Origin of the sequence: Streptococcus sp. 116-D4 (assembly GCF_009731465.1) — a bacterium.
GTDB classification, from domain to species: Bacteria; Bacillota; Bacilli; order Lactobacillales; family Streptococcaceae; genus Streptococcus; species Streptococcus pseudopneumoniae_E.
In genome coordinates this window covers 1,895,028-1,918,250 of record NZ_AP021887.1, presented here as the reverse complement: position 1 = coordinate 1,918,250, position 23,223 = coordinate 1,895,028, and the positions used below count along the sequence as shown (strand labels likewise).

Sequence of the window (23,223 nt, the reverse complement as noted above, 5' to 3'; positions counted from 1 at the left end):
AAAGGCGTAATATTCATTAGGCCTTTTTTTGGTATACTAGTAATGTCTTTAAAAGAAGGAGTATCTACGAACTATGAAGAAAAAAATCTTAGCTTCACTTTTACTAAGTACAGTAATGGTTTCTCAAGCAGCTGTTTTAACAACTGCGCATGCAGAAACTACTGATGACAAAATTACTGCTCAAGATAAAAAAATTAGTAACTTAACAGCACAACAACAAGAAGCTCAACAACAAGTTGATCAAATTCAGGAGCAAGTATCTGCTATTCAAACAGAGCAATCAAACTTGCAATCTGAAAATGATAGACTACAAGCAGAATCTAAAAAGCTTGAGGGCGAAATTACAGAACTTTCTAAGAATATTGTATCTCGTAATGATTCATTGCAAAAACAAGCTCGTAGTGCTCAAACAAATGGGGCTGCAACAAATTACATCAATACAGTTGTGAATTCAAAATCAATTACAGAAGCTATTTCACGTGTTGCTGCAATGAGTGAAATCGTGTCTGCAAACAACAAGATGTTGGAACAACAAAAAGCAGATAAACAAGCTATTTCTGAAAAACAAGTAGCAAACAATGATGCAATTAATACAGTTATTGCAAATCAGCAAAAACTAGCTGATGATGCTCAATCATTAACTACAAAACAAGCAGAGTTGAAAGCTGCAGAATTGAATCTTGCTGCTGAAAAGGCTACTGCAGAGGATGAAAAAGCAAGTTTACTTGAGAAAAAAGCTGCAGCAGAAGCAGAAGCTAAAGCAGCTGCAGAAGCAGAAGCAGCTTATAAAGCTAAACAAGCAAGTCAACAACAAACAGTAGCTGCTTCTGGAAATACAACTTTTACAGCAGAAGTTCAAGCAGTATCTACTACTGCTTCATCAAGTTCATCTGAGTCAAGTTCGTCTGAATCATCTTCAAGCAGTGCTTCAGTAGAATCAACAAGCTACACTCCTGCACCAGTGAAACAACGTCCAACATACAGTACAAATGCTTCAAGTTATCCAGTTGGTGAGTGTACATGGGGAGCTAAAACATTGGCACCTTGGGCTGGAGATTACTGGGGTAATGGAGCACAATGGGCTACAAGTGCAGCTGCAGCAGGATTCCGTACAGGATCTACACCTCAAGTTGGTGCCATTGCATGTTGGAATGATGGTGGATATGGACACGTAGCTGTGGTTACTGCTGTTTCATCATCAACAAGTATCCAAGTATCTGAATCAAACTATGGTGGAAACCGTACACTCGGAAATAAACGTGGATGGTTCAATCCTACTACAACTTCAGAAGGTTTTGTAACATACATTTATCCAAACTAATGAATGAAACGAAGAGGCTCGATTTGAGTCTCTTTTATGATTTATATAGTTAACTTACTTTAGAAATCTACTAAAATTACTTGAAAATATTGAAAAAGTATGGTAAAATAAAACTTGTCGTGTGAACGATAATACTCATTCTTGATGAATTGTGAAACAGTTGCCTTTAGGTCGTTTTGCGAGTTGAAGTCAAGAAGAGGAAAAAACAAAAAGGAGAAATACTCATGGCAGTAATTTCAATGAAACAACTTCTTGAGGCTGGTGTTCACTTTGGTCACCAAACTCGTCGCTGGAACCCTAAGATGGCTAAGTACATCTTCACTGAACGTAACGGAATCCACGTTATCGACTTGCAACAAACTGTAAAATACGCTGACCAAGCTTACAATTTCATGCGTGATGCAGCAGCTAACGATGCAGTTGTATTGTTCGTTGGTACTAAGAAACAAGCAGCTGATGCAGTTGCTGAAGAAGCAGTACGTTCAGGTCAATACTTCATCAACCACCGTTGGTTGGGTGGAACTCTTACAAACTGGGGAACAATCCAAAAACGTATCGCTCGTTTGAAAGAAATCAAACGTATGGAAGAAGATGGGACTTTTGAAGTTCTTCCTAAGAAAGAAGTTGCACTTCTTAACAAACAACGTGCACGTCTTGAAAAATTCTTGGGTGGTATCGAAGATATGCCTCGTATCCCAGATGTTATGTACGTAGTTGACCCACATAAAGAGCAAATCGCTGTTAAAGAAGCTAAAAAATTGGGAATCCCAGTTGTAGCGATGGTTGACACAAACACTGATCCAGATGATATCGATGTAATCATCCCAGCTAACGATGATGCTATCCGCGCTGTTAAATTGATCACAGCTAAATTGGCTGACGCTATCATCGAAGGACGTCAAGGTGAAGATGCAGCAGCAGTTGAAGCAGAATTTGCAGCTTCTGAAGCTCAAGCAGATTCAATTGAAGAAATCGTTGAAGTTGTAGAAGGCGACAACGCTTAATTTATACAAATAGTAATTACCTAGGAGGGCGGGGCTTAGCCCGGCTCTCCTATTTTTAAAAAATATAGGAGAATCAAAATGGCAGAAATTACAGCTAAACTTGTAAAAGAGTTGCGTGAAAAATCTGGTGCCGGAGTTATGGACGCTAAAAAAGCGCTTGTAGAAACAGACGGTGACATCGAAAAAGCGATTGAATTGCTTCGTGAAAAAGGTATGGCTAAGGCAGCTAAGAAGGCTGACCGTGTTGCTGCAGAAGGTTTGACTGGTGTTTACGTTAACGGTAACGTTGGAGCAGTAGTTGAAGTAAATGCTGAAACTGACTTCGTTGCGAAAAACGCTCAATTCGTTGAATTGGTAAATACTACAGCTAAAGTAATTGCTGAAGGAAAACCAGCGAACAACGAAGAAGCTCTTGCTTTGACAATGCCTTCAGGTGAAACTCTTGAAGCTGCATATGTATCTGCAACAGCTACAATCGGTGAAAAAATTTCATTCCGTCGTTTTGCTTTGCTTGAAAAAACAGATGCACAACACTTTGGAGCTTACCAACATAACGGTGGACGTATCGGTGTTATTTCAGTTGTTGAAGGTGGAGACGAAGCACTTGCTAAACAATTGTCAATGCACATCGCAGCGATGAAACCAACAGTTCTTTCTTATAAAGAATTGGATGAGCAATTCGTTAAAGATGAGTTGGCACAATTGAACCACGTAATCGACCAGGACAACGAAAGCCGTGCAATGGTTAACAAACCAGCTCTTCCACACTTGAAGTATGGATCAAAATCTCAATTGACTGATGAAGTGATCGCTCAAGCTGAAGCTGACATCAAAGCTGAATTGGCTGCAGAAGGCAAACCTGAAAAAATCTGGGATAAAATCATCCCAGGTAAAATGGATCGCTTCATGCTTGACAACACTAAAGTTGACCAAGCTTATACACTTCTTGCACAAGTCTATATCATGGATGACAGCAAGACAGTTGAAGCATACCTTGAATCAGTTAACGCTTCAGTAGTTGAGTTCGCTCGCTTTGAAGTCGGTGAAGGTATCGAGAAAGCTGCAAATGACTTTGAAGCTGAAGTTGCAGCTACAATGGCAGCAGCCTTGAATAACTAATAATAAAAAGGAAGCCAAATTGCTTCCTTTTTTGGCTCTTTGTCAACTGTAGTGGGTTGAAGTCAGCTAAGATCGAGAAAGGACAAAATTCGTCCTTTCTTTTTTGATGTTTAGAGCTATAAAAATCCTTTTTTTGAAGTTTTCAAAGTTCCGAAATCCAAAGGCGTTTCGTTTGATAAGTTTGATGAGATTATTGGTCGCTTCCAATTTTGCGTTGGAATAAGGTAATTGAAGAGCGTTGATGATTTTCTCTTTGTTCTTTAGAAAGGTTTTAAAGACAGTCTGAAAAATAGGATGAACCTGCTTCAGATTGTCCTCAATGAGTCCGAAAAATTTCTCAGGGTCTTTGTTCTGAAAGTGAAAAAGCAAGAGCTGATAGATCTGATAGTGGTGTTTCAAGTCTTCTGAATAGCTCAAAAGCTTGTCTAGAATCTCTTTATTGGTCAAGTGAATACGAAAAGTAGGACGATAAAAACGTTTATCGCTGAGTTTTCGACTATCCTGTTGGATGAGCTTCCAGTAACGCTTGATAGCCTTGTATTCATGGGATTTTCGCTCAAACTGATTCATGATTTGGACACGCACACGACTCATAGCACGGCTGAGATGTTGGATAATATGGAAACGATCCAACACGATTTTAGCGTTTGGAAAAAGCTGTTTAGCCAAGTCATAGTAAGGACTAAACATATCCATCGTAATGATTTTCACTCGACATCGAACGACTCTATCATATTTAAGAAAGTGATTTCGAATGATAGCCTGTGTTCTGCCTTCAAGAACAGTGATGATATTGAGATTATCAAAATCTTGAGCAATGAAACTCATCTTTCCCTTTGTAAAGGAGTACTCGTCCCATGACATAATTTCAGGAAGACGAGAAAAATCATGCTTAAAACGGAAGTCATTGAGCTTGCGAATGACAGTTGAAGTTGAAATGGACAGCTGATGAGCAATATCGGTCATAGAAGTTTTTTCAATCAGCTTCTGAGCAATTTTTTGGTTGATGATACGAGGGATTTGATGATTCTTCTTGACGAGAGGAGTCTCAGCCACCATCATTTTCAAGCACTGATAGCACTTGAATCGACGCTTTCTAAGGAGAATTCTAGTAGGCATACCGGTCGTTTTGAGGTAAGGAATCTTAGACGGTTTTTGAAAGTCATATTTCTTCATTTGACTTCCACAATTAGGACAAGATGGAGCCTTATAATCCAATTTAGCGATGATTTCCTTGTGTGTATCCCTATTGGTGATATCTAGAATCTTGATATTTGGATCTTTGATATCGAGCAGTTTTGTGATAAAATGTAATTGTTCCATATGAATCTTTCTAATGAGTTGTTTTGTCGCTTTTCATTATAGGTCATATGGGACTTTTTTTCTACAACAAAATAGCTCCATAATATCTATAGGGGATTTACCCACTACAAATATTATAGAGCCCCTTTTTTCTATGCAGTCGATCTTTATAGGGGGGATGTTCCAACTTTTAAGGTATAAATAAAAAGCCCTATAATAAGGGCTAAGTGTATTTAGGAGACTACACTTCAAATTCATAGAGTGCTGTAGAGAGATAACGTTCACCGTTATCTGGTGCTAGAGCAAGAACTTTTTTACCTGTACCTAATTTCTTGGCAACTTCAATGGCTCCGTAAATAGCTGCAGCTGAAGAAATACCAACAAGGAATCCTTCTTTTCCACCAATTTCACGGCCGAGTGAGAGAGCGTCGTCTGATGTTACACGAACGATACCATCATAGGCATTTGTATCAAGTGTATCAGGAATAAATCCAGCTGAGATACCTTGAATTTTGTGAGGGCCAGGTTTTTCACCAGACAGAATAGCAGATTCATCTGCTTCTACTGCAAAAACTTGAATGCTTGAATTTGCTGTTTTGAGTGCATGAGAAACACCAGAAATTGTTCCACCAGTACCCACTCCAGCAACAAAGGCATCTAATCCATCTTTACCGAAAGCAGCTAGTATCTCAGCTCCTGTTGTTCTTTCGTGCACTTCTGGATTAGCTGGATTGTCAAATTGAAGAGGAAGAAAACCATCACGTTCAGCAGCGATTTCTTGTGCTTTAGCAATAGCGCCTTTCATTCCCTCACTACCAGGAGTTAGGACGAGTTCAGCACCATAAGCTTGAATAATCTTACGTCGTTCTACACTCATAGTTTCAGGCATAACGATGACGACTTTATACCCTTTAGCAGCACCTACCCATGAAAGTCCAATACCAGTGTTTCCACTTGTTGCTTCAACAATTGTAGAACCTGGTTTCAGAATACCGTCTTGTTCAGCTTTTTCAATCATACTAAGAGCAATACGATCTTTTACAGAAGAACCAGGGTTGAATGCTTCAAGCTTTACATAGACATCCGCAGCCCCTTCTGGCACGATGTTGTTGAGTTTAACAATCGGAGTTTGGCCGATTAGTTCAGTAATGTTGTTATAAATAGACATATGAATACCTCTTTGTATAAGATATTTCTAGTATAACGCTATCTATACTATTTGTAAAATATAGAAATCCTATCGAAGTGATAGGATTTTTTTATATCAAAGATCTAAGCCATTAATTTTTAAGCGATTGTGATAAGCTAATTCAAATAAATAGGTATAAAGTGGAACGATATCCGTTTTCTTAGGGAATTCAAATTTATGAGCACTAAAATGCTCATTATGCGCTTTTAGAAAGACATTTTCTAAATAAGTAATAGTAATTTCACTATCATCTATTCCTGCTCCTGCAGTTTCCATTTCAACGTTAATAATGTTCATTAAAAAGATTGATTTAATGGACATCTTGCGACCAGTAGCGCCTTGTTTATCTGTAAAGATAATACGGATATTTGTAAATATAATTGAGTCACGAACCAGTTTATATCCACTTTGAATTTCTTCATTTTCTAGTAAATATTGTCCATATTCTTTGATAAGAGTTTCTTTGTTTTGTTCGCTAAAGTTACCAGCGAGTCCTTGAATGAATTTACCAAATGCCATATTTTTCTCCTTTATTTACACTAAGTTTACAGAAACTTCAACTTCTCGTAAACCTTGATCAGTTAAAGTAACTTTTCCATTAAAAAACTCTACAAGTGAAGCTTTAATATTTTCTTTTTCTTCTTTATCAACATAAATCATCGTATCGACTTGATCTGTAAAGTTTGTCTCAAGTTCCATGAGATTATGTTCCTTAAGAAAGTTACTGTACTCTTGGTACTGAGTGTAAGACATTTGTATGGCAATGCCCGCCTGTTCCTTTATTTCAATGATGCCAATTTCTTTGACGGCTAAGGCAACACTACCGGCGTATGCACGAATCAATCCTCCAGCGCCTAGCTTAATGCCTCCAAAATAGCGTGTCACTACTACACAGACATTAGTAAGATTGTGATTTTCTAGTACCCCAAGCATGGGAACGCCAGCAGTACCACTGGGCTCACCATCATCACTTGTACGTTTGATTTCACTACGTTCTCCAATAATGAAGGCAGAACAGTTATGCGTAGCTTTGTAGTGTTCTTTTTTGATGGCTGCAATGAAATTACGAGCCTCTTCTTCACTATAAACGCGCTTGGCATGACAGATAAAGCGAGATTTTTTGATTTCTTCTTGGACTTGTCCGTCCTCTTTAATTGTTCTAAATTCCATAATTTAATTGTACTAAAAAATGATCTAAAGTGCTAGGTTTTTACGAATAAAGAAGTATGAAAATAAATCCAAATTATATCGGTCGTTTGTTTACGGAGAATGAATTATCAGAAGAGGATCGTCAGTTGGCGGAGAAACTTCCAGCAATGAGAAAGGAGAAAGGGAAACTTTTCTGTCAACGTTGTAATAGTCCTATTCTAGAAGAATGGTCTTTACCCATCGGTGCTTACTATTGTAGGGAGTGTTTGCTGATGAAGCGAGTCAGGAGTGATCAAGCTTTATACTATTTTCCGCAGGAGGATTTTCCGAAGCAAGATGTTCTTAAATGGTGCGGTCAATTAACTCCTTTTCAAGAAAAAGTATCAGAAGGATTGCTTCAAGCGGTAGAAAAGCAAGAGCCAACCTTGGTTCACGCTGTAACAGGAGCTGGAAAGACAGAGATGATTTACCAAGTTGTGGCCAAAGTGATTGATAAAGGTGGTGCAGTTTGTTTGGCCAGCCCTAGAATTGATGTGTGTTTGGAACTGTATAAACGATTGCAAGATGATTTTGCTTGCGATATATCTTTACTACACGGAGAATCGGATCCCTATTTTCGTACACCTTTAGTTGTAGCAACCACTCACCAACTATTAAAGTTTTATCAAGCTTTTGATTTGCTGATAGTGGATGAAGTAGATGCCTTTCCTTATGTTGACAATCCTACGCTTTACTACGCTGTCAAGAATAGTGTAAAGGAAAATGGCTTGAGAATTTTTTTAACAGCGACTTCTACCGATGAGTTAGATAGGAAGGTCCGTTTAGGGGAATTAAAACGATTGAGCTTGCCAAGACGATTCCATGGAAATCCTTTGATTATTCCTAAGCCTGTCTGGTTATCGGATTTTAATCACTGTTTAGAGAAAAATAGGTTGTCACCAAAGTTAAAGTCCTATATTGAGAAGCAGAGAAAGACAGCTTATCCGTTACTCATTTTTGCTTCAGAGATTAAGAAAGGGGAACAGTTAAAAGAAATCTTACAGGAGCAATTTCCAAACGAGAAAATTGGCTTTGTATCTTCTATCACAGAAAATCGATTAGAGCAGGTACAAGCATTTCGAGATAGAGAACTGACAATACTTATCAGTACGACGATATTGGAGCGTGGAGTTACCTTCCCTTGTGTTGACGTTTTCGTAGTAGAGGCCAATCATCGACTGTTTACAAAGTCTAGCTTGATTCAGATTGGTGGACGAGTTGGGCGAAGCATGGATAGACCGACAGGAGATTTGCTTTTCTTTCATGATGGGATAAATGCTTCAATCAAGAAGGCAATTAAGGAAATTCAGCAGATGAATAAGGAGGCGGGTCTATGAAGTGCTTGTTATGTGGGCAGACTATGAAGGCTGTTTTAACTTTCAGGAGTCTATTACTTCTGAGGAATGATGACTCCTATCTTTGTTCAGACTGTGCTTCCACATTTGAGAGAATTGGAGAGGAGTACTGTCCAAATTGTATGAAAAAAGGCTTGTCAACAAAGTGTAAAGATTGTCAATTTTGGTGTAAAGAAGGAGTTGAGGTCAGTCATAGAGCAATTTTTACTTACAATCAAGTTATGAAGGATTTTTTCAGTAGGTATAAGTTTGATGGAGACTTCCTTTTAAGAAAAGTGTTCGCTTCATTTTTAAATGAAGAGTTGAAAAAGTACAAAGAGTATCAATTTGTCGTAATTCCCCTAAGTCCTGAAAGATTACTTGAGAGGGGATTTAACCAGGTTGAAGGTTTTGTTGAAGCAGCTGGGTTCTCTTTTCAAGACTTACTAGAGAAGAGAGAAGAGCGGGCCAGTTCTTCTAAAAATCGTTCAGAACGTTTGGCAACAGAACTTCCTTTCTTTATTAAAAGTAGAGTCATTATTCCTAAAAAAATTTTACTTATAGATGATATTTATACTACTGGATCTACTATAAATCGTGTGAAGAAACTGTTGGAAGAAGCTGGTGCTGAAGATGTAAAAACATTTTCTCTAGTAAGATGAGGAAAAAATTTGCAAAATGAAAATGAAAGCGTTATAATATAGTTAGAAAAATAAAAATGTTTAGAAAGAAGGTACTTATATGATTAAATATAGTATCCGTGGTGAAAACCTAGAAGTAACAGAAGCAATTCGCAATTATGTAGTTTCTAAACTCGAAAAGATCGAAAAGTATTTTCAAGCTGAACAAGAGTTGGATGCTCGAGTAAACTTAAAGGTGTATCGTGAAAAAACTGCTAAAGTAGAAGTAACGATTCCACTTGGCTCAATTACTCTTCGTGCAGAAGATGTGTCTCAAGATATGTATGGCTCAATTGACCTTGTAACTGATAAAATTGAACGTCAGATTCGTAAAAATAAAACAAAAATCGAGCGTAAAAATAAAAATAAGGTAGCAACTAGTAAATTATTTACAGATGCTTTGGTGGAAGATCCAAATGTTGCTCAGTCTAGAGTTGTTCGTTCAAAACAAATTGATTTAAAACCAATGGATTTGGAAGAAGCTATTCTACAAATGGATTTGTTGGGACATGATTTCTTTATCTATGTGGATGTTGAAGATCAAACAACTAATGTGATTTATCGTCGTGAGGATGGTGAAATTGGTTTGTTAGAAGTTAAAGAATCTTAATTTCAATATGTGTAAAAGTAGGTTTACTGAATTGTAAACCTACCTTTTTCTTATAATTGATAGAATGACTGATTACACTTTTAAAAAGTCGCTTTTTGGTGGTTATTATGGTATAATGGGTGCCAAGAGGTTTGGAATGAAAAAATTTTATGTAAATCCTATTTTCCCCGTAATATTAGGAATAGTGGCTTTCATAGTGCTATCTGTGCAACTTGTTTTTGTAACGAATACACTGGTAACGCTATTTCTTTTGCTACTTATTTTGGGTTCTTATAGTTTATTATTTATCCATCAGAGAGACTACTACTCAAGGAGTGAGGTAGAACAAATCCAGTATGTAAACCATCAAGCTGAGGATAGTTTGACAACCTTGTTAGAACAGATGCCTGTTGGGGTTATTAAATTAGACTTATCAACTGGTGAAGTTGAATGGTTTAATCCGTATGCAGAGCTAATTCTAACAACTGAAGAGGGAGAGATTGATATAACCTTAATTCAGACTATTATCAAGGCTTCTGTGGGGAATCCTGGTTCTTACGCCACCTTGGGTGAGACCCGTTACTCTGTTCATATGGACAAGGTATCTGGAGTTCTTTACTTCTTTGATGTGTCTGGAGAATACGAAGCGACTGTTGAGTTAGTTACGAGTAGACCTGTGATTGGGATTGTCTCTGTTGATAACTATGATGATTTAGAAGATGAAACATCGGAGTCTGATATCAGTCATATTAATAGTTTTGTAGCCAATTTTATTTCAGAATTTGCTGGAAAACATGCCATGTTCTCCCGTCGAGTGAGTATGGACCGTTTTTATCTATTTACGGACTATACGGTACTTGAGGAATTGATGAGTGATAAATTTTCTGTTATTGACGCTTTCAGAGAAGAGTCGAAACAGAGACAGTTGCCATTGACCCTAAGTATGGGATTTTCTTATGGTGATGGAAATCATGATGAAATAGGGAAAGTTGCTTTGCTCAACTTGAACTTGGCTGAAGTACGTGGTGGCGACCAGGTGGTTGTCAAGGAGAACGAAGAAACAAAAAATCCAGTTTATTTTGGTGGTGGGTCTGCTGCCTCAACCAAACGTACACGGACCCGTACGCGCGCTATGATGACAGCTATTTCAGATAAGATTCGAAGTGTGGATCAGGTTTTTGTTGTTGGTCACAAAAATCTAGATATGGATGCTTTGGGCTCTGCTGTAGGTATGCAATTATTTGCCAGCAATGTGACTGAAAATAGCTATGCTCTTTATGACGAAGAACAAATGTCTCCAGATATTGAACGAGCTGTTTCATTCTTAGAAAAAGAGGGCGTTACGAAGTTGTTGTCTGTTAAAGATGCAATGGGAATGGTGACCAATCGTTCTTTGTTGATTCTTGTAGACCATTCAAAGACAGCTTTAACTCTATCAAAAGATTTTTATGATTTGTTTACCCAAACCATTGTTATTGACCATCACCGCAGGGATCAGGATTTCCCAGACAATGCAGTTATCACTTATATAGAAAGTGGTGCAAGCAGTGCCAGTGAGTTGGTAACGGAATTGATTCAGTTCCAAAATTCTAAGAAAAATCGTCTGACTCGTATGCAAGCAAGTGTCTTGATGGCTGGTATGATGTTGGATACTAAAAATTTCACCTCGCGAGTTACCAGTCGAACATTTGATGTTGCTAGCTATCTCAGAACTAAAGGAAGCGATAGTATTGCTATCCAGGAAATCGCTGCGACAGATTTTGAAGAATATCGTGAGGTCAATGAACTTATTTTACAGGGGCGTAAATTAGTTTCAGATGTACTAATAGCAGAGGCTAAGGACTCGAAATGCTACGACACAGTTGTTATTAGTAAGGCAGCAGATGCCATGTTAGCTATGTCAGGTATTGAAGCGAGTTTTGTTCTTGCGAAGAATACACAAGGATTTATCTCTATCTCAGCTCGAAGTCGTAGTAAACTGAATGTACAACGGATCATGGAAGAGCTGGGAGGCGGAGGTCACTTTAATTTGGCAGCAGCTCAAATTAAGGATTTAACCTTGCCAGAAGTAGATGAAAAACTGACAGAAATTGTATTAAATGAAATAAGGGAAAAGGAGAAAGAAGAATGAAAGTAATCTTTTTGGCAGATGTTAAAGGAAAAGGTAAAAAAGGCGAAATTAAGGAAGTACCAACGGGGTATGCACAAAATTTTCTTATCAAGAAGAACCTAGCCAAAGAAGCAACTGCTCAAGCTGTAGGTGAACTTCGGGGTAAACAAAAATCAGAAGAAAAAGCTCACGCTGAGATGATTGCAGAAGCAAAAGCAATTAAAGCTCAACTTGAAGCAGAAGACACAGTTGTAGAATTTATTGAAAAGGTTGGTCCAGATGGCCGTACTTTTGGTTCTATTACCAATAAGAAGATTGCAGAAGAATTGCAAAAGCAATTTGGAATCAAGATTGATAAACGTCATATCCAAGTACAAGCTCCGATTCGAGCAGTTGGTTTGATTGATGTACCAGTGAAAATCTATCAAGATATCACAAGTGTAATCAATCTTCGTGTGAAAGAAGGATAAGTTTACACCTTCTTGACAAGATTGTAACAGGAGGGGAAGTCTGATGGCAGAAGTAGAGGAGTTACGAGTACAACCTCAAGATATCTTAGCTGAGCAATCCGTTTTAGGGGCTATCTTTATTGATGAGAGTAAGCTTGTTTTTGTGCGAGAATATATTGAGTCTCGGGACTTTTTTAAGTATGCCCATCGATTGATTTTCCAAGCTATGGTTGATTTATCCGACCGTGGCGATGCTATCGATGCAACAACGGTTCGTACCATTCTTGATAATCAAGGTGATTTACAGAATATTGGTGGCCTGTCTTACCTGGTTGAGATTGTCAATTCTGTGCCAACTTCTGCTAATGCGGAGTATTATGCTAAGATTGTTGCAGAAAAAGCAATGCTACGTCGTTTAATCTCTAAGTTGACAGAGTCTGTCAATCAAGCTTACGAGGCTTCGCAACCAGCTGATGAAATCATTGCTCAGGCAGAAAAAGGCCTGATTGATGTCAGCGAAAATGCTAATCGAAGTGGATTTAAGAACATTCGAGATGTGTTGAATATCAACTTTGGAAATCTGGAGGCTCGCTCGCAGCAAACGACCGATATTACAGGTATTGCGACAGGCTATCGTGACTTGGACCATATGACGACTGGTCTTCATGAGGAGGAGTTGATTATTCTAGCAGCTCGTCCGGCGGTTGGTAAGACAGCCTTTGCCCTGAATATCGCTCAGAACATTGGGACTAAGTTGGACAAAACGGTTGCTATTTTTTCACTGGAAATGGGTGCGGAAAGTCTAGTGGATCGTATGTTGGCGGCAGAAGGTTTGGTGGAATCGCATTCTATCCGTACGGGTCAATTGACTGATGAGGAGTGGCAAAAATATACCATTGCTCAAGGGAATCTAGCTAATGCCAGTATCTATATCGATGATACGCCAGGGATTCGGATTACAGAGATTCGTTCTCGTTCTCGTAAGCTGGCTCAAGAAACTGGAAATCTTGGTTTGATTTTAATAGACTATTTGCAGCTTATCACGGGAACTGGTCGGGAAAATCGTCAACAAGAGGTTTCTGAAATTTCACGGCAATTGAAAATTTTAGCTAAGGAACTGAAAGTTCCAGTAATCGCTCTAAGTCAGCTTTCTCGTGGTGTAGAACAACGTCAGGATAAGAGACCGGTCTTGTCTGATATTCGTGAATCTGGGTCTATTGAGCAGGACGCTGATATCGTAGCCTTTCTTTATCGCGACGACTACTATGAGCGTGGTGGTGAAGAAGAGGAAGGCATACCAAATAATAAGATAGAGGTTATTATCGAGAAAAACCGTAGTGGAGCTCGTGGAACGGTGGAATTAATTTTCCAAAAAGAATACAATAAATTTTCAAGTATCTCAAAGAGGGAGGCATAAGATGTCAGATGCATTTACAGATGTAGCCAAGATGAAAAAAATCAAAGAAGAAATCAAGGCACATGAGGGACAAGTCGTAGAAATGACTTTGGAGAATGGTCGTAAGCGTCAAAAAAATAGATTGGGTAAGTTAATTGAGGTTTATCCATCCCTATTTATCGTGGAATTTGGAAATGTTGAAGGAGATAAACAAGCTAATGTTTACGTTGAATCCTTTACTTACTCAGATATCCTTACCGAAAAAAATCTAATCCATTATCTTGACTAAAGTGAGAAAATTTTCTCACTTTTTCTTTTTTCTCCGAATAGTTTAAGTGAAGGCAAACTTCGATTTATATTATTTTTCAAGGAGGAAGAATGAAAATTTCACCATTTACAGTAACAGAGACAAGATTTTCTTTTAGAAAATCAGTTAAAAAGGTTGTTCCTTTTCTAGTAGTAGGAATGATGCTAGCAGCGGGTAATAGTGTATATGCTTATTCGGGAGGAAATGGATCAATTGCGCGTGGGGATGATTATCCTGCTCATTATAAAAATGGGAGCCAGGAGATTGATAAGTGGCGCATGTATTCTCGTCAATGTACTTCTTTTGCAGCCTTTCGTTTGAGTAATGTCAATGGTTTTGAGATTCCGGCTGCTTATGGAAATGCGAATGAATGGGGCTATCGTGCTCGTCGTGAAGGGTATCGTGTAGATAATACGCCAGCTATTGGCTCCATTGCTTGGTCTACTGCAGGAACTTATGGTCATGTTGCCTGGGTATCAAATGTAGTGGGAGATGAGATTGAGATTGAAGAATACAATTATGGAATGAGGGAATCTTATAACAAGCGCGTCGTGAAGGCCAATACTATGACCGGTTTTATTCATTTTAAAGATTTGGCTGGTGGCAGTGTTGGAAATAGTCAATCCTCAACTTCAACAGGGGGAACACATTATTTTAAGGCTAAGGCTGCTATCAAAAATCAGCCTCTAACTAGCGCAACTGCGATTGATTACTATTATCCTGGGGAGAATGTTCATTATGATCAAATTCTCGAAAAAGATGGATACAAGTGGTTGAGTTATACGGCTTATAACGGAAGTCGTCGCTATATCCAGCTAGAGAGTGTGACTTCTTCACAGAATTATCAGAATCAATCAGGAAATAGCTCTAACTATGGATCCAATAACAGTTCAACTGTCGGTTGGAAGAAAATAAATGGTAGTTGGTATCATTTTAAATCAAATGGGTCTAAATCAACAGGCTGGCTGAAAGATGGTTCTAGCTGGTATTATCTGAAATCATCTGGTGAAATGCAGACAGGCTGGTTAAAGGAAAATGGAGTTTGGTATTATCTGGATAGTTCAGGTGCAATGAAAACAGGCTGGTATCAAGTCTCTGGTAAGTGGTATTATTCTTACTCTTCAGGTGCCTTAGCTGTTAATACGACGGTGGATGGCTACAGAGTAAATAGTGATGGCGAGCGAGTATAGAAAATGGGAGTAGGAAATTTTTCCTACTCTTTTCTGTAAGCAGTTTCCTTGACATTTTTTTTATTTTGCGCTATCATATATCCATATAATATATGGGAGTCTGTGTACAGTCTGAGAGGAAGCGTTAAGCTTCGACCGCACCTGATCTGGGTAATGCCAGCGTAGGGAACGATACTTAGTCTACTCTTGACCTTTTCCATATATGGCAAAGGTTTTTCTTTTTGTCAAAGGAAAACGAGAAGAGGAGGTTGTTATGAAAGCAAGCATTGCCTTGCAAGTTTTACCCCTATCACAGGGGATTGATCGGATTGCTGTTATCGATCAGATCATCGCTTATCTGCAAGCTCAAGAAGTGACGATGGTGGTGACACCATTTGAAACAGTCTTGGAAGGGGAGTTTGATGAGCTTATGCGCATTCTCAAAGAAGCGCTAGAAGTGGCAGGGCAGGAGGCAGACAATGTCTTTGCCAATGTCAAAATAAATGTAGGAGAGATTTTAAGTATTGATGAGAAACTTGAAAAGTATACTGAGGCGACACATTAGTCTATTGGGTTTTTTGGGAGTCTTGTCAATCTGGCAGCTAGCAGGGTTGCTTAAACTTCTTCCTAAGTTTATCCTGCCGACCCCTCTTGAAATTCTCCAGGCCTTTGTTCGTGATAGAGAATTTCTCTGGCACCATAGCTGGGCGACCTTGAGAGTGGCTTTACTGGGGTTGGTTTTGGGAGTCTTGATAGCCTGTCTCATGGCTGTGCTCATGGATAGTTTGACTTGGCTTAATGACCTGATTTACCCAATGATGGTGGTTGTTCAGACGATCCCGACTATTGCCATAGCCCCTATCCTGGTCTTGTGGCTAGGTTATGGGATTTTACCCAAGATTGTCTTGATTATTTTAACGACAACCTTTCCTATCATCGTCAGCATTTTGGACGGTTTTAGGCATTGTGACAAGGATATGCTGACCTTGTTTAGTCTGATGCGAGCCAAGCCTTGGCAAATCCTGTGGCATTTTAAAATTCCAGTCAGCCTGCCTTACTTTTATGCAGGTCTGAGGGTCAGTGTCTCCTACGCCTTTATCACAACAGTGGTATCTGAGTGGTTGGGAGGCTTTGAAGGACTAGGTGTCTATATGATTCAGTCAAAGAAACTGTTTCAGTATGATACCATGTTTGCTATTATTATTCTGGTATCGATTATCAGCCTTCTCGGTATGAAGCTGGTTGATGTCAGTGAAAAATATGTGATTAAATGGAAACGTACTTAAAATAGAGCGTTTTGTAAAAAGAAAAGAGGAAATCAAAATGAAAAAAACATGGAAAGTGTTTTTAACTGTTTTAACAGCTCTTCTAGCTGTTGTGCTTGTGGCCTGTGGTCAAGGAACTGCTTCTAAGGATAATAAGGAAGCAGAACTTAAGAAGATTGACTTTATCCTAGACTGGACACCAAATACCAACCACACCGGACTTTATGTAGCCAAAGAAAAAGGTTATTTCAAAGAAGCTGGAGTGGATGTTGATTTGAAATTGCCACCAGAAGAAAGCTCATCAGACCTAGTTATCAATGGTAAGGCACCGTTTGCTATCTATTTCCAAGACTACATGGCTAAGAAATTGGAAAAAGGGGCAGGAATTACAGCCGTTGCAGCAATCGTTGAGCACAATACATCAGGAATCATCTCTCGTAAGTCTGACAATGTAACCAGTCCAAAAGACTTAGTTGGTAAGAAATACGGAACTTGGAATGACCCAACTGAACTTGCTATGTTGAAAACCTTGGTAGAATCTCAAGGTGGAGACTTTGAAAAAGTTGAAAAAGTACCAAATAATGATTCAAACTCGATCACACCGATTGCCAATGGGGTCTTTGATACTGCTTGGATCTACTACGGTTGGGATGGTATCCTTGCTAAATCGCAAGGTGTAGATGCTAACTTCATGTATTTGAAAGACTACGTTAAAGAATTTGACTACTATTCACCAGTTATCATTGCTAACAATGACTATCTGAAAGACAACAAAGAAGAAGCTCGTAAAGTCATCCAAGCTATCAAAAAAGGCTACCAATATGCCATGGAGCATCCAGAGGAAGCAGCTGATATCCTCATCAAAAATGCACCTGAACTCAAGGAAAAACGTGACTTTGTCATCGAATCTCAAAAATACTTGTCAAAAGAATATGCTAGCGACAAGGAAAAATGGGGACAATTTGATGCAGCTCGCTGGAATGCCTTCTACAAATGGGATAAAGAAAATGGAATCCTCAAGGAAGACTTGACAGATAAAGGATTTACCAACGAATTTGTAAAATAATGACAGAAATTAGACTAGAACACGTAAGCTACGCCTACGATGATGAAAAGATTTTAGAGGATATTAACCTACAAGTGACTTCAGGTGAAGTGGTTTCTATCTTAGGCCCAAGTGGTGTAGGAAAGACCACCCTCTTTAATCTAATCGCTGGGATTTTAGAAGTTCAGTCAGGGAGAATTGTCCTTGATGGGGAGGAAAATCCCAAAGGGCGCGTGAGTTATATGTTGCAAAAGGATCTGCTCTTGGAGCACAAGACGGTGCTTGGTAATATCATTCTTCCCCTCTTGATTCAAAAGGTGGATAAGGCAGAAGCTATTGCTCGTGCAGATGAAATTCTTGCGACCTTCCAGTTGACAGCTGTCAGAGATAAATACCCTCATGAACTCAGTGGTGGGATGCGCCAGCGTGTGGCCTTGCTTCGTACCTATCTTTTCGGGCACAAGCTCTTTCTTTTAGATGAGGCCTTTAGCGCCTTGGATGAGATGACCAAGATGGAACTCCACGCTTGGTATCTTGAGATTCACAAGCAGTTGCAGCTAACAACCTTGATCATCACGCATAGTATCGAGGAGGCCCTCAATCTCAGTGACCGCATCTATATCTTGAAAAATCGCCCTGGGCAGATTGTTTCAGAAATTAAACTAGATTGGTCTGAAGATGAGGACAAGGAAGTCCAAAAGATTGCCTACAAACGTCAAATCTTGGCAGAATTAGGCTTAGATAAGTAGAAAAAGAGGGAGTTGGTGAAGATTATCCTTTACCGACGCCCTTTTTCTTTTAAAAATGAGAAAATTTCGGTATAATAGTCAGATAAGGTCAAGGTTCAAAGAGAAAGGTGGGTTTGTAATGAGATTTAAAAATACATCGGATCATATTGAGGCCTACATCAAGGCGATTTTAGATCAATCTGGTATCGTGGAGTTGCAACGGAGTCAGTTGGCAGATACTTTTCAGGTTGTTCCTAGTCAGATTAACTATGTGATCAAGACACGCTTTACGGAAAGTAGAGGCTACTTGGTTGAAAGTAAGCGTGGTGGCGGAGGTTATATTCGTATAGGACGGATTGAGTTTTCTAGTCATCATGAAATGCTCAGGGAGCTGCTTTACTCAATTGGTGAGCGACTCAGTCAAGAGATTTATGAAGATATTCTACAGCTTTTGGTTGAGCAGGAATTGATGACCAAGCAAGAGATGAATTTGCTGGTAGCAGTAGCTTTGGATCGCGTTCTAGGAGAAGAAGCTCCAATCCTTCGTGCTAATATGCTACGACAGGTCATACAAGAGGTAGATAGAAAAGGGAAGTAAGATGAACTATTCAAAAGCATTGAATGAATGTATCGAAAGTGCCTACATGGTGGCTAGCCATTTTGGAGCTCGTTATCTAGAGTCTTGGCACTTGTTGATTGCCATGTCCAATCACAGTTATAGTGTGGCCGGGGCGACTTTAAATGATTATCCATATGAGATGGACCGTTTAGAAGAGGTGGCTTTGGAACTGACTGAAACGGACTATAGCCAGGATGAAACCTTTACGGAATTGCCGTTTTCTCATCGTTTGCAGGTTCTTTTTGACGAAGCAGAGTATGTAGCATCAGTGGTCCATGCTAAGATGCTAGGGACAGAGCATGTCCTTTATGCGATTTTGCATGATGGCAATGCCTTGGCGACTCGTATCTTGGAGAGGGCTGGTTTTTCTTATGAAGACAAGAAAGATCAGGTCAAGATTGCTGCTCTTCGTCGAAATTTAGAAGAACGGGCAGGCTGGACTCGTGAAGACCTCAAGGCTTTACGCCAACGCCATCGTACAGTAGCTGACAAGCAAAATTCTATGGCGAATATGATGGGCATGCCCCAGACTTCAAGTGGTGGTCTCGAGGACTATACGCATGATTTGACAGAGCAAGCGCGTTCTGGCAAGTTAGAGCCAGTCATCGGTCGGGACAAGGAAATCTCACGTATGATTCAAATCTTGAGTCGGAAGACCAAGAATAATCCTGTCTTGGTTGGGGATGCAGGTGTCGGGAAAACTGCTCTGGCGCTTGGTCTTGCTCAGCGTATTGCTAGAGGGGATGTGCCTGCGGAAATGGCTAAGATGCGCGTGTTAGAGCTTGATTTGATGAATGTTGTTGCAGGGACACGCTTCCGTGGTGACTTTGAAGAACGCATGAACAATATCATAAAGGATATTGAAGAAGATGGCCAAGTCATCCTCTTTATCGATGAACTTCATACCATCATGGGTTCTGGTAGTGGAATTGACTCAACTCTAGATGCGGCCAATATCTTGAAGCCAGCCTTGGCGCGTGGAACTTTGAGAACAGTTGGTGCCACCACTCAAGAAGAGTACCAAAAACACATTGAAAAAGATGCGGCCCTTTCTCGTCGATTCGCCAAAGTGACGATTGAAGAGCCAAGTGTGGCAGACAGCATGGCCATTTTGCAAGGTTTGAAAGCGACCTATGAGAAGCATCATCGTGTGCAAATCACAGATGATGCGGTTGAAACAGCTGTCAAGATGGCTCATCGTTACTTGACTAGTCGTCACTTGCCAGACTCCGCTATTGATCTTTTGGATGAGGCAGCAGCAACAGTGCAAAATAAGGCTAAGCATGTAACAGCAGACGATTCTGGCTTGAGTTCAGCTGACAAGGCCTTGATGGATGGCAAGTGGAAACAAGCAGCTCAGCTAATCGTAAAAGAAGAGGAATTGCCTGTCTATCAAGACTTGGTAACAGAGTCTGATATTTTGACCACCTTAAGTCGCTTGTCAGGTATTCCAGTCCAAAAACTGACTCAGACTGATGCTAAGAAATACTTAAACTTGGAAGCTGAACTGCACAAACGTGTCATCGGTCAAGATCAAGCTGTTTCAAGTATTAGCCGTGCCATTCGCCGCAACCAGTCAGGGATTCGCAGTCATAAGCGTCCTATTGGTTCCTTTATGTTCTTAGGGCCTACAGGTGTCGGGAAGACTGAATTGGCCAAGGCTCTGGCAGAAGTTCTTTTTGACGACGAATCAGCTCTTATCCGCTTTGATATGAGTGAGTATATGGAGAAATTCGCAGCCAGCCGTCTCAATGGAGCTCCTCCGGGTTATGTTGGTTACGAAGAAGGTGGGGAGTTGACCGAGAAGGTTCGCAATAAACCATACTCTGTTCTCCTCTTTGACGAGGTAGAAAAGGCCCACCCAGACATCTTTAATGTGCTCTTGCAGGTCTTGGATGACGGTGTCTTGACCGATAGCAAGGGCCGCAAGGTTGACTTTTCAAATACCATTATCATCATGACGTCAAACCTTGGTGCGACAGCCCTTCGGGATGACAAGACAGTTGGATTTGGGGCAAAGGATATTCGTTTTGACCAGGAAAATATGGAAAAACGCATGTTTGAAGAGCTGAAAAAAGCTTATAGACCTGAGTTTATCAACCGTATTGATGAAAAGGTGGTCTTCCATAGCCTTTCTAGCGATCATATGCAGGAAGTGGTGAAGATTATGGTCAAACCTTTAGTGGCAAGTTTGGCTGAAAAAGGCATTGACTTGAAATTACAAGCTTCCGCACTGAAATTGTTGGCCAATCAAGGATATGACCCAGAGATGGGAGCTCGTCCGCTTCGCAGAACCCTACAAACAGAAGTGGAAGACAAGTTGGCAGAACTTCTTCTCAAGGGAGAATTAGAGGCAGGCAACACACTTAAGATTGGTGTTAAAGCAGGCCAGTTAAAATTTGATATTGTATAAAAATGGAGAATCAGGAGCAATCTTGATTCTCTTTTTTGCTACTTTTTTATAAAAAATAATAAAAAACTATTGACAAAGCAAAAATATAGTTTATAATAAAAACATAGATAATGAAAATATCAAAAAATATAAAAAGGCTATACGTTTATGAAAAAGAAAACAGCAGTGGTATTTGGAACCTTTGCTCCACTTCATCAAGGACATATCGATTTGATCCAGCGAGCCAAGCGGCAGTGTGACCGGGTCTGGGTTGTCGTTTCAGGCTATGAGGGAGACCGAGGGGAGCAGGTAGGGTTAACGCTTCAAAAAAGATTTCGCTATATCCGAGAGGCTTTTCGTGATGACGAGTTGACCTCTGTCTGCAAATTAGATGAAACCAATCTTCCCCGTTACCCTATGGGTTGGCAGGAGTGGTTGAATCAGATGTTAGCGGAGATTTCTTATAATGAAACCCAGCAAGAACTAATCTTCTTTGTGGGAGAAGCAGACTACCAGCAAGAATTGTCTAATCGTGGTTTTGAGACTGTCTTGCAAGAAAGAAAATTTGGTATCTCAGCGACTATGATTCGTGAAAATCCAAGCAAATATTGGAAATATATTGCTCAACCTTTCCGACGTCAGTTTACAAAGAAAGTGTTGATTATGGGAAGTGCCAGCAATGGGAAGACCACTCTGGCTAAGGATTTGGCAAGGTATTACGATGCGCCCGTTAGTCTGGAATATGCGCGTGAGTACCAGATCAAAAACAATGTCCGCGATGATGAATTGACTCCAAAGGATTACTATTATCTCCTTTTAGGGCAGTATGACCAGACCTCTAAGTTAATCGATAGCAATGCCAATAGGGGACTGGTAATAGCAGACACCAACTCCTTAGTAACCAAGGGCTACTATGATTATTACATGGAGACTGAGGATCAAGAGGACTTATCGGGAGAGACTTTTGATAATCTCTTTGTCTCGATTTTGGCTAAGGAAAAATGGGACTTGATTCTCTTTGTGCAACCTGTCGGCTCCTATGTCAATGATGGATTTAGAGATATGACCATGGCAGAAGACCATATTCGTCATAGTTTTTCCCAGCATTTGGACCAGATGAGGGAGCAATATCTAGGCAATATTCCTCATGTTTATCTAGCTGATGACTATCTAGGAAATTATGAAGCAGCAAAAGTGGCTATTGATGCCATCTACCAAGCAGATTAGGAGAAAAATATGAAAAAATTAACTGAAAAAATCACACAATTTATCGAAAACTTTAAAAATGTTCATGCAGAAGCTCGTAAGATCGGGTTTGCAGGAATCATGAGCCTGCTCTGGAAAGATCTCTTTGTCGGCCGTAGCCTTTTCCAGTGGTTGTATCTCATCGCCTTGTCAAGTGTTCCCTTGATCTTGGAATTCACTCAAAATATAGATAGTCACGATTGGTTAAGCTTGTTTGCATCTTGGACTGGGATTGTCTGTGTTATCTTAGTAGCAGAAGGACGTGCAAGCAATTATCTCTTCGGGGCTATTAACTCAGCTATCTATTTGGTTTTGGCCATGAATGCGACTTTTTATGGCGAAGTCTTGACGACCGTTTACTTCTTTGTCATGCAGCCGATTGGTCTCTATGCTTGGCTGTCCAACCGTATTAATGACCAAGGAAAAGTAGAAGAATCTCACTTTGAAGCCAAGAAATTATCTGTTTTTGATTGGCTCAAGTACTTAGCCTTGACTGCTATCATCTGGATTGGCATGGGATTAGCTTACCAAAGTATCCATAGTGCTCGCCCTTTCCGTGATAGTGTTACCGATGCGACCAATGGTGTTGGTCAGCTCTTGATGACACGTCTTTACCGTGAGCAGTGGATTTTCTGGATTGCAACCAATCTCTTTAGTATTTATCTCTGGTGGGGTGAAAACATCCATATCCAAGGAATGTACTGGGTCTACACCATCAATAGTCTAGTCGGTTGGTACCAATGGACCAAGGCAGTTCGTAAGGAGGCATAAA

At 39.8% G+C, this 23,223-nt stretch carries 23 protein-coding genes; 19 read left to right on the top strand and 4 right to left on the bottom strand.

The genetic code is table 11. From position 1 onward, the window contains the following. Window positions 1–73 precede the first annotated feature (73 nt). The 3 genes from pcsB to tsf all read left to right on the top strand — a co-directional run bounded on the left by pcsB (window position 74) and on the right by tsf (window position 3,444). On the top strand, window positions 74–1,321 hold the full coding sequence (pcsB, locus tag UKS_RS09550; RefSeq protein WP_049494710.1) for a peptidoglycan hydrolase PcsB: 1,248 nt from the start codon (window positions 74–76) through the stop codon (window positions 1,319–1,321). Window positions 1,322–1,545: 224 nt separating this feature from the next. Beyond that, complete coding sequence (gene rpsB / locus UKS_RS09545) at window positions 1,546–2,325, top strand: 30S ribosomal protein S2 (RefSeq protein ID WP_049494712.1); 780 nt, start codon at window positions 1,546–1,548, stop codon at window positions 2,323–2,325. A gap of 78 nt (window positions 2,326–2,403) precedes the next feature. Beyond that, complete coding sequence (gene tsf / locus UKS_RS09540; RefSeq protein WP_049494714.1) at window positions 2,404–3,444, top strand: translation elongation factor Ts; 1,041 nt, start codon at window positions 2,404–2,406, stop codon at window positions 3,442–3,444. Window positions 3,445–3,510: 66 nt separating this feature from the next. On the opposite strand, the gene UKS_RS09535 is transcribed toward tsf, so the two are convergent. The 4 genes from UKS_RS09535 to UKS_RS09520 form a co-directional block, all read right to left on the bottom strand. Then, window positions 3,511–4,767 carry an ISL3 family transposase gene (locus UKS_RS09535; RefSeq protein WP_156012970.1) on the bottom strand — a complete coding sequence of 419 codons (1,257 nt, stop codon included), beginning with the start codon at window positions 4,765–4,767 and terminating at the stop codon, window positions 3,511–3,513. A 220-nt stretch (window positions 4,768–4,987) separates the two neighbouring features. After that, on the bottom strand, window positions 4,988–5,914 hold the full coding sequence (gene cysK, locus UKS_RS09530; RefSeq protein ID WP_117304672.1) for a cysteine synthase A: 927 nt from the start codon (window positions 5,912–5,914) through the stop codon (window positions 4,988–4,990). Between the two features lie 96 nt (window positions 5,915–6,010). Beyond that, window positions 6,011–6,454 carry a PH domain-containing protein gene (locus UKS_RS09525; RefSeq protein ID WP_156012968.1) on the bottom strand — a complete coding sequence of 148 codons (444 nt, stop codon included), beginning with the start codon at window positions 6,452–6,454 and terminating at the stop codon, window positions 6,011–6,013. Between the two features lie 15 nt (window positions 6,455–6,469). Next, window positions 6,470–7,105, bottom strand: a complete 636-nt coding sequence (locus tag UKS_RS09520; protein ID WP_156012966.1) for a YigZ family protein — start codon at window positions 7,103–7,105, stop codon at window positions 6,470–6,472. A gap of 56 nt (window positions 7,106–7,161) precedes the next feature. On the opposite strand from UKS_RS09520, the gene UKS_RS09515 reads away from it, so the two are divergent. The 16 genes from UKS_RS09515 to pnuC all read left to right on the top strand — a co-directional run bounded on the left by UKS_RS09515 (window position 7,162) and on the right by pnuC (window position 23,222). Further along, complete coding sequence (locus tag UKS_RS09515) at window positions 7,162–8,460, top strand: DEAD/DEAH box helicase (RefSeq protein WP_156012964.1); 1,299 nt, start codon at window positions 7,162–7,164, stop codon at window positions 8,458–8,460. Next, entirely contained in the window at window positions 8,457–9,119 is a 663-nt protein-coding gene (locus UKS_RS09510) for a ComF family protein (RefSeq protein ID WP_156012962.1), read from the top strand. The genes UKS_RS09515 and UKS_RS09510 overlap by 4 nt, the downstream gene beginning before the upstream one ends. A 79-nt stretch (window positions 9,120–9,198) precedes the next feature. Next, the gene (hpf, locus tag UKS_RS09505; RefSeq protein WP_156012960.1) at window positions 9,199–9,747 is read left to right on the top strand and encodes a ribosome hibernation-promoting factor, HPF/YfiA family; all 549 of its coding nucleotides are present in this window, start codon (window positions 9,199–9,201) and stop codon (window positions 9,745–9,747) included. Window positions 9,748–9,883: 136 nt separating this feature from the next. Next, complete coding sequence (locus UKS_RS09500) at window positions 9,884–11,857, top strand: DHH family phosphoesterase (RefSeq protein WP_156012958.1); 1,974 nt, start codon at window positions 9,884–9,886, stop codon at window positions 11,855–11,857. Next, on the top strand, window positions 11,854–12,306 hold the full coding sequence (rplI, locus tag UKS_RS09495) for a 50S ribosomal protein L9 (protein WP_156012956.1): 453 nt from the start codon (window positions 11,854–11,856) through the stop codon (window positions 12,304–12,306). Before UKS_RS09500 ends, rplI begins: the two co-directional genes overlap by 4 nt. Window positions 12,307–12,349: 43 nt before the next feature. Then, a complete protein-coding gene (gene dnaB / locus UKS_RS09490) occupies window positions 12,350–13,702 on the top strand; it encodes a replicative DNA helicase (RefSeq protein WP_156012954.1) in 1,353 nt (450 codons plus the stop codon). A 1-nt stretch (window position 13,703) separates the two neighbouring features. Then, window positions 13,704–13,970 (top strand): Veg family protein, encoded by a 267-nt coding sequence (locus UKS_RS09485; RefSeq protein WP_001278169.1) that lies wholly within the window; start codon window positions 13,704–13,706, stop codon window positions 13,968–13,970. An 89-nt stretch (window positions 13,971–14,059) separates the two neighbouring features. Next, window positions 14,060–15,178: a choline binding-anchored murein hydrolase CbpD gene (cbpD, locus tag UKS_RS09480; protein ID WP_156012952.1), complete on the top strand. Its 1,119-nt coding sequence runs from the start codon at window positions 14,060–14,062 to the stop codon at window positions 15,176–15,178. A 253-nt stretch (window positions 15,179–15,431) separates the two neighbouring features. Further along, complete coding sequence (locus UKS_RS09475; protein ID WP_156012951.1) at window positions 15,432–15,722, top strand: thiamine-binding protein; 291 nt, start codon at window positions 15,432–15,434, stop codon at window positions 15,720–15,722. Beyond that, window positions 15,685–16,443, top strand: coding sequence for an ABC transporter permease (locus UKS_RS09470; protein ID WP_173020487.1), 759 nt, complete (start codon window positions 15,685–15,687; stop codon window positions 16,441–16,443). The genes UKS_RS09475 and UKS_RS09470 overlap by 38 nt, the downstream gene beginning before the upstream one ends. 37 nt (window positions 16,444–16,480) lie before the next feature. After that, complete coding sequence (locus tag UKS_RS09465) at window positions 16,481–17,488, top strand: ABC transporter substrate-binding protein (protein ID WP_156012947.1); 1,008 nt, start codon at window positions 16,481–16,483, stop codon at window positions 17,486–17,488. Beyond that, window positions 17,488–18,216, top strand: a complete 729-nt coding sequence (locus UKS_RS09460) for an ABC transporter ATP-binding protein (protein ID WP_117304646.1) — start codon at window positions 17,488–17,490, stop codon at window positions 18,214–18,216. The genes UKS_RS09465 and UKS_RS09460 overlap by 1 nt, the downstream gene beginning before the upstream one ends. 118 nt (window positions 18,217–18,334) lie before the next feature. Further along, the gene (locus UKS_RS09455) at window positions 18,335–18,793 is read left to right on the top strand and encodes a CtsR family transcriptional regulator (protein ID WP_156012945.1); all 459 of its coding nucleotides are present in this window, start codon (window positions 18,335–18,337) and stop codon (window positions 18,791–18,793) included. 1 nt (window position 18,794) lies between these two features. After that, on the top strand, window positions 18,795–21,227 hold the full coding sequence (locus tag UKS_RS09450) for an ATP-dependent Clp protease ATP-binding subunit (protein ID WP_156012943.1): 2,433 nt from the start codon (window positions 18,795–18,797) through the stop codon (window positions 21,225–21,227). 147 nt (window positions 21,228–21,374) lie between these two features. Then, window positions 21,375–22,433 (top strand): AAA family ATPase, encoded by a 1,059-nt coding sequence (locus tag UKS_RS09445; RefSeq protein ID WP_156012941.1) that lies wholly within the window; start codon window positions 21,375–21,377, stop codon window positions 22,431–22,433. Between the two features lie 9 nt (window positions 22,434–22,442). Next, a complete protein-coding gene (gene pnuC, locus UKS_RS09440; RefSeq protein WP_156012939.1) occupies window positions 22,443–23,222 on the top strand; it encodes a nicotinamide riboside transporter PnuC in 780 nt (259 codons plus the stop codon). Window position 23,223 lies beyond the last annotated feature (1 nt).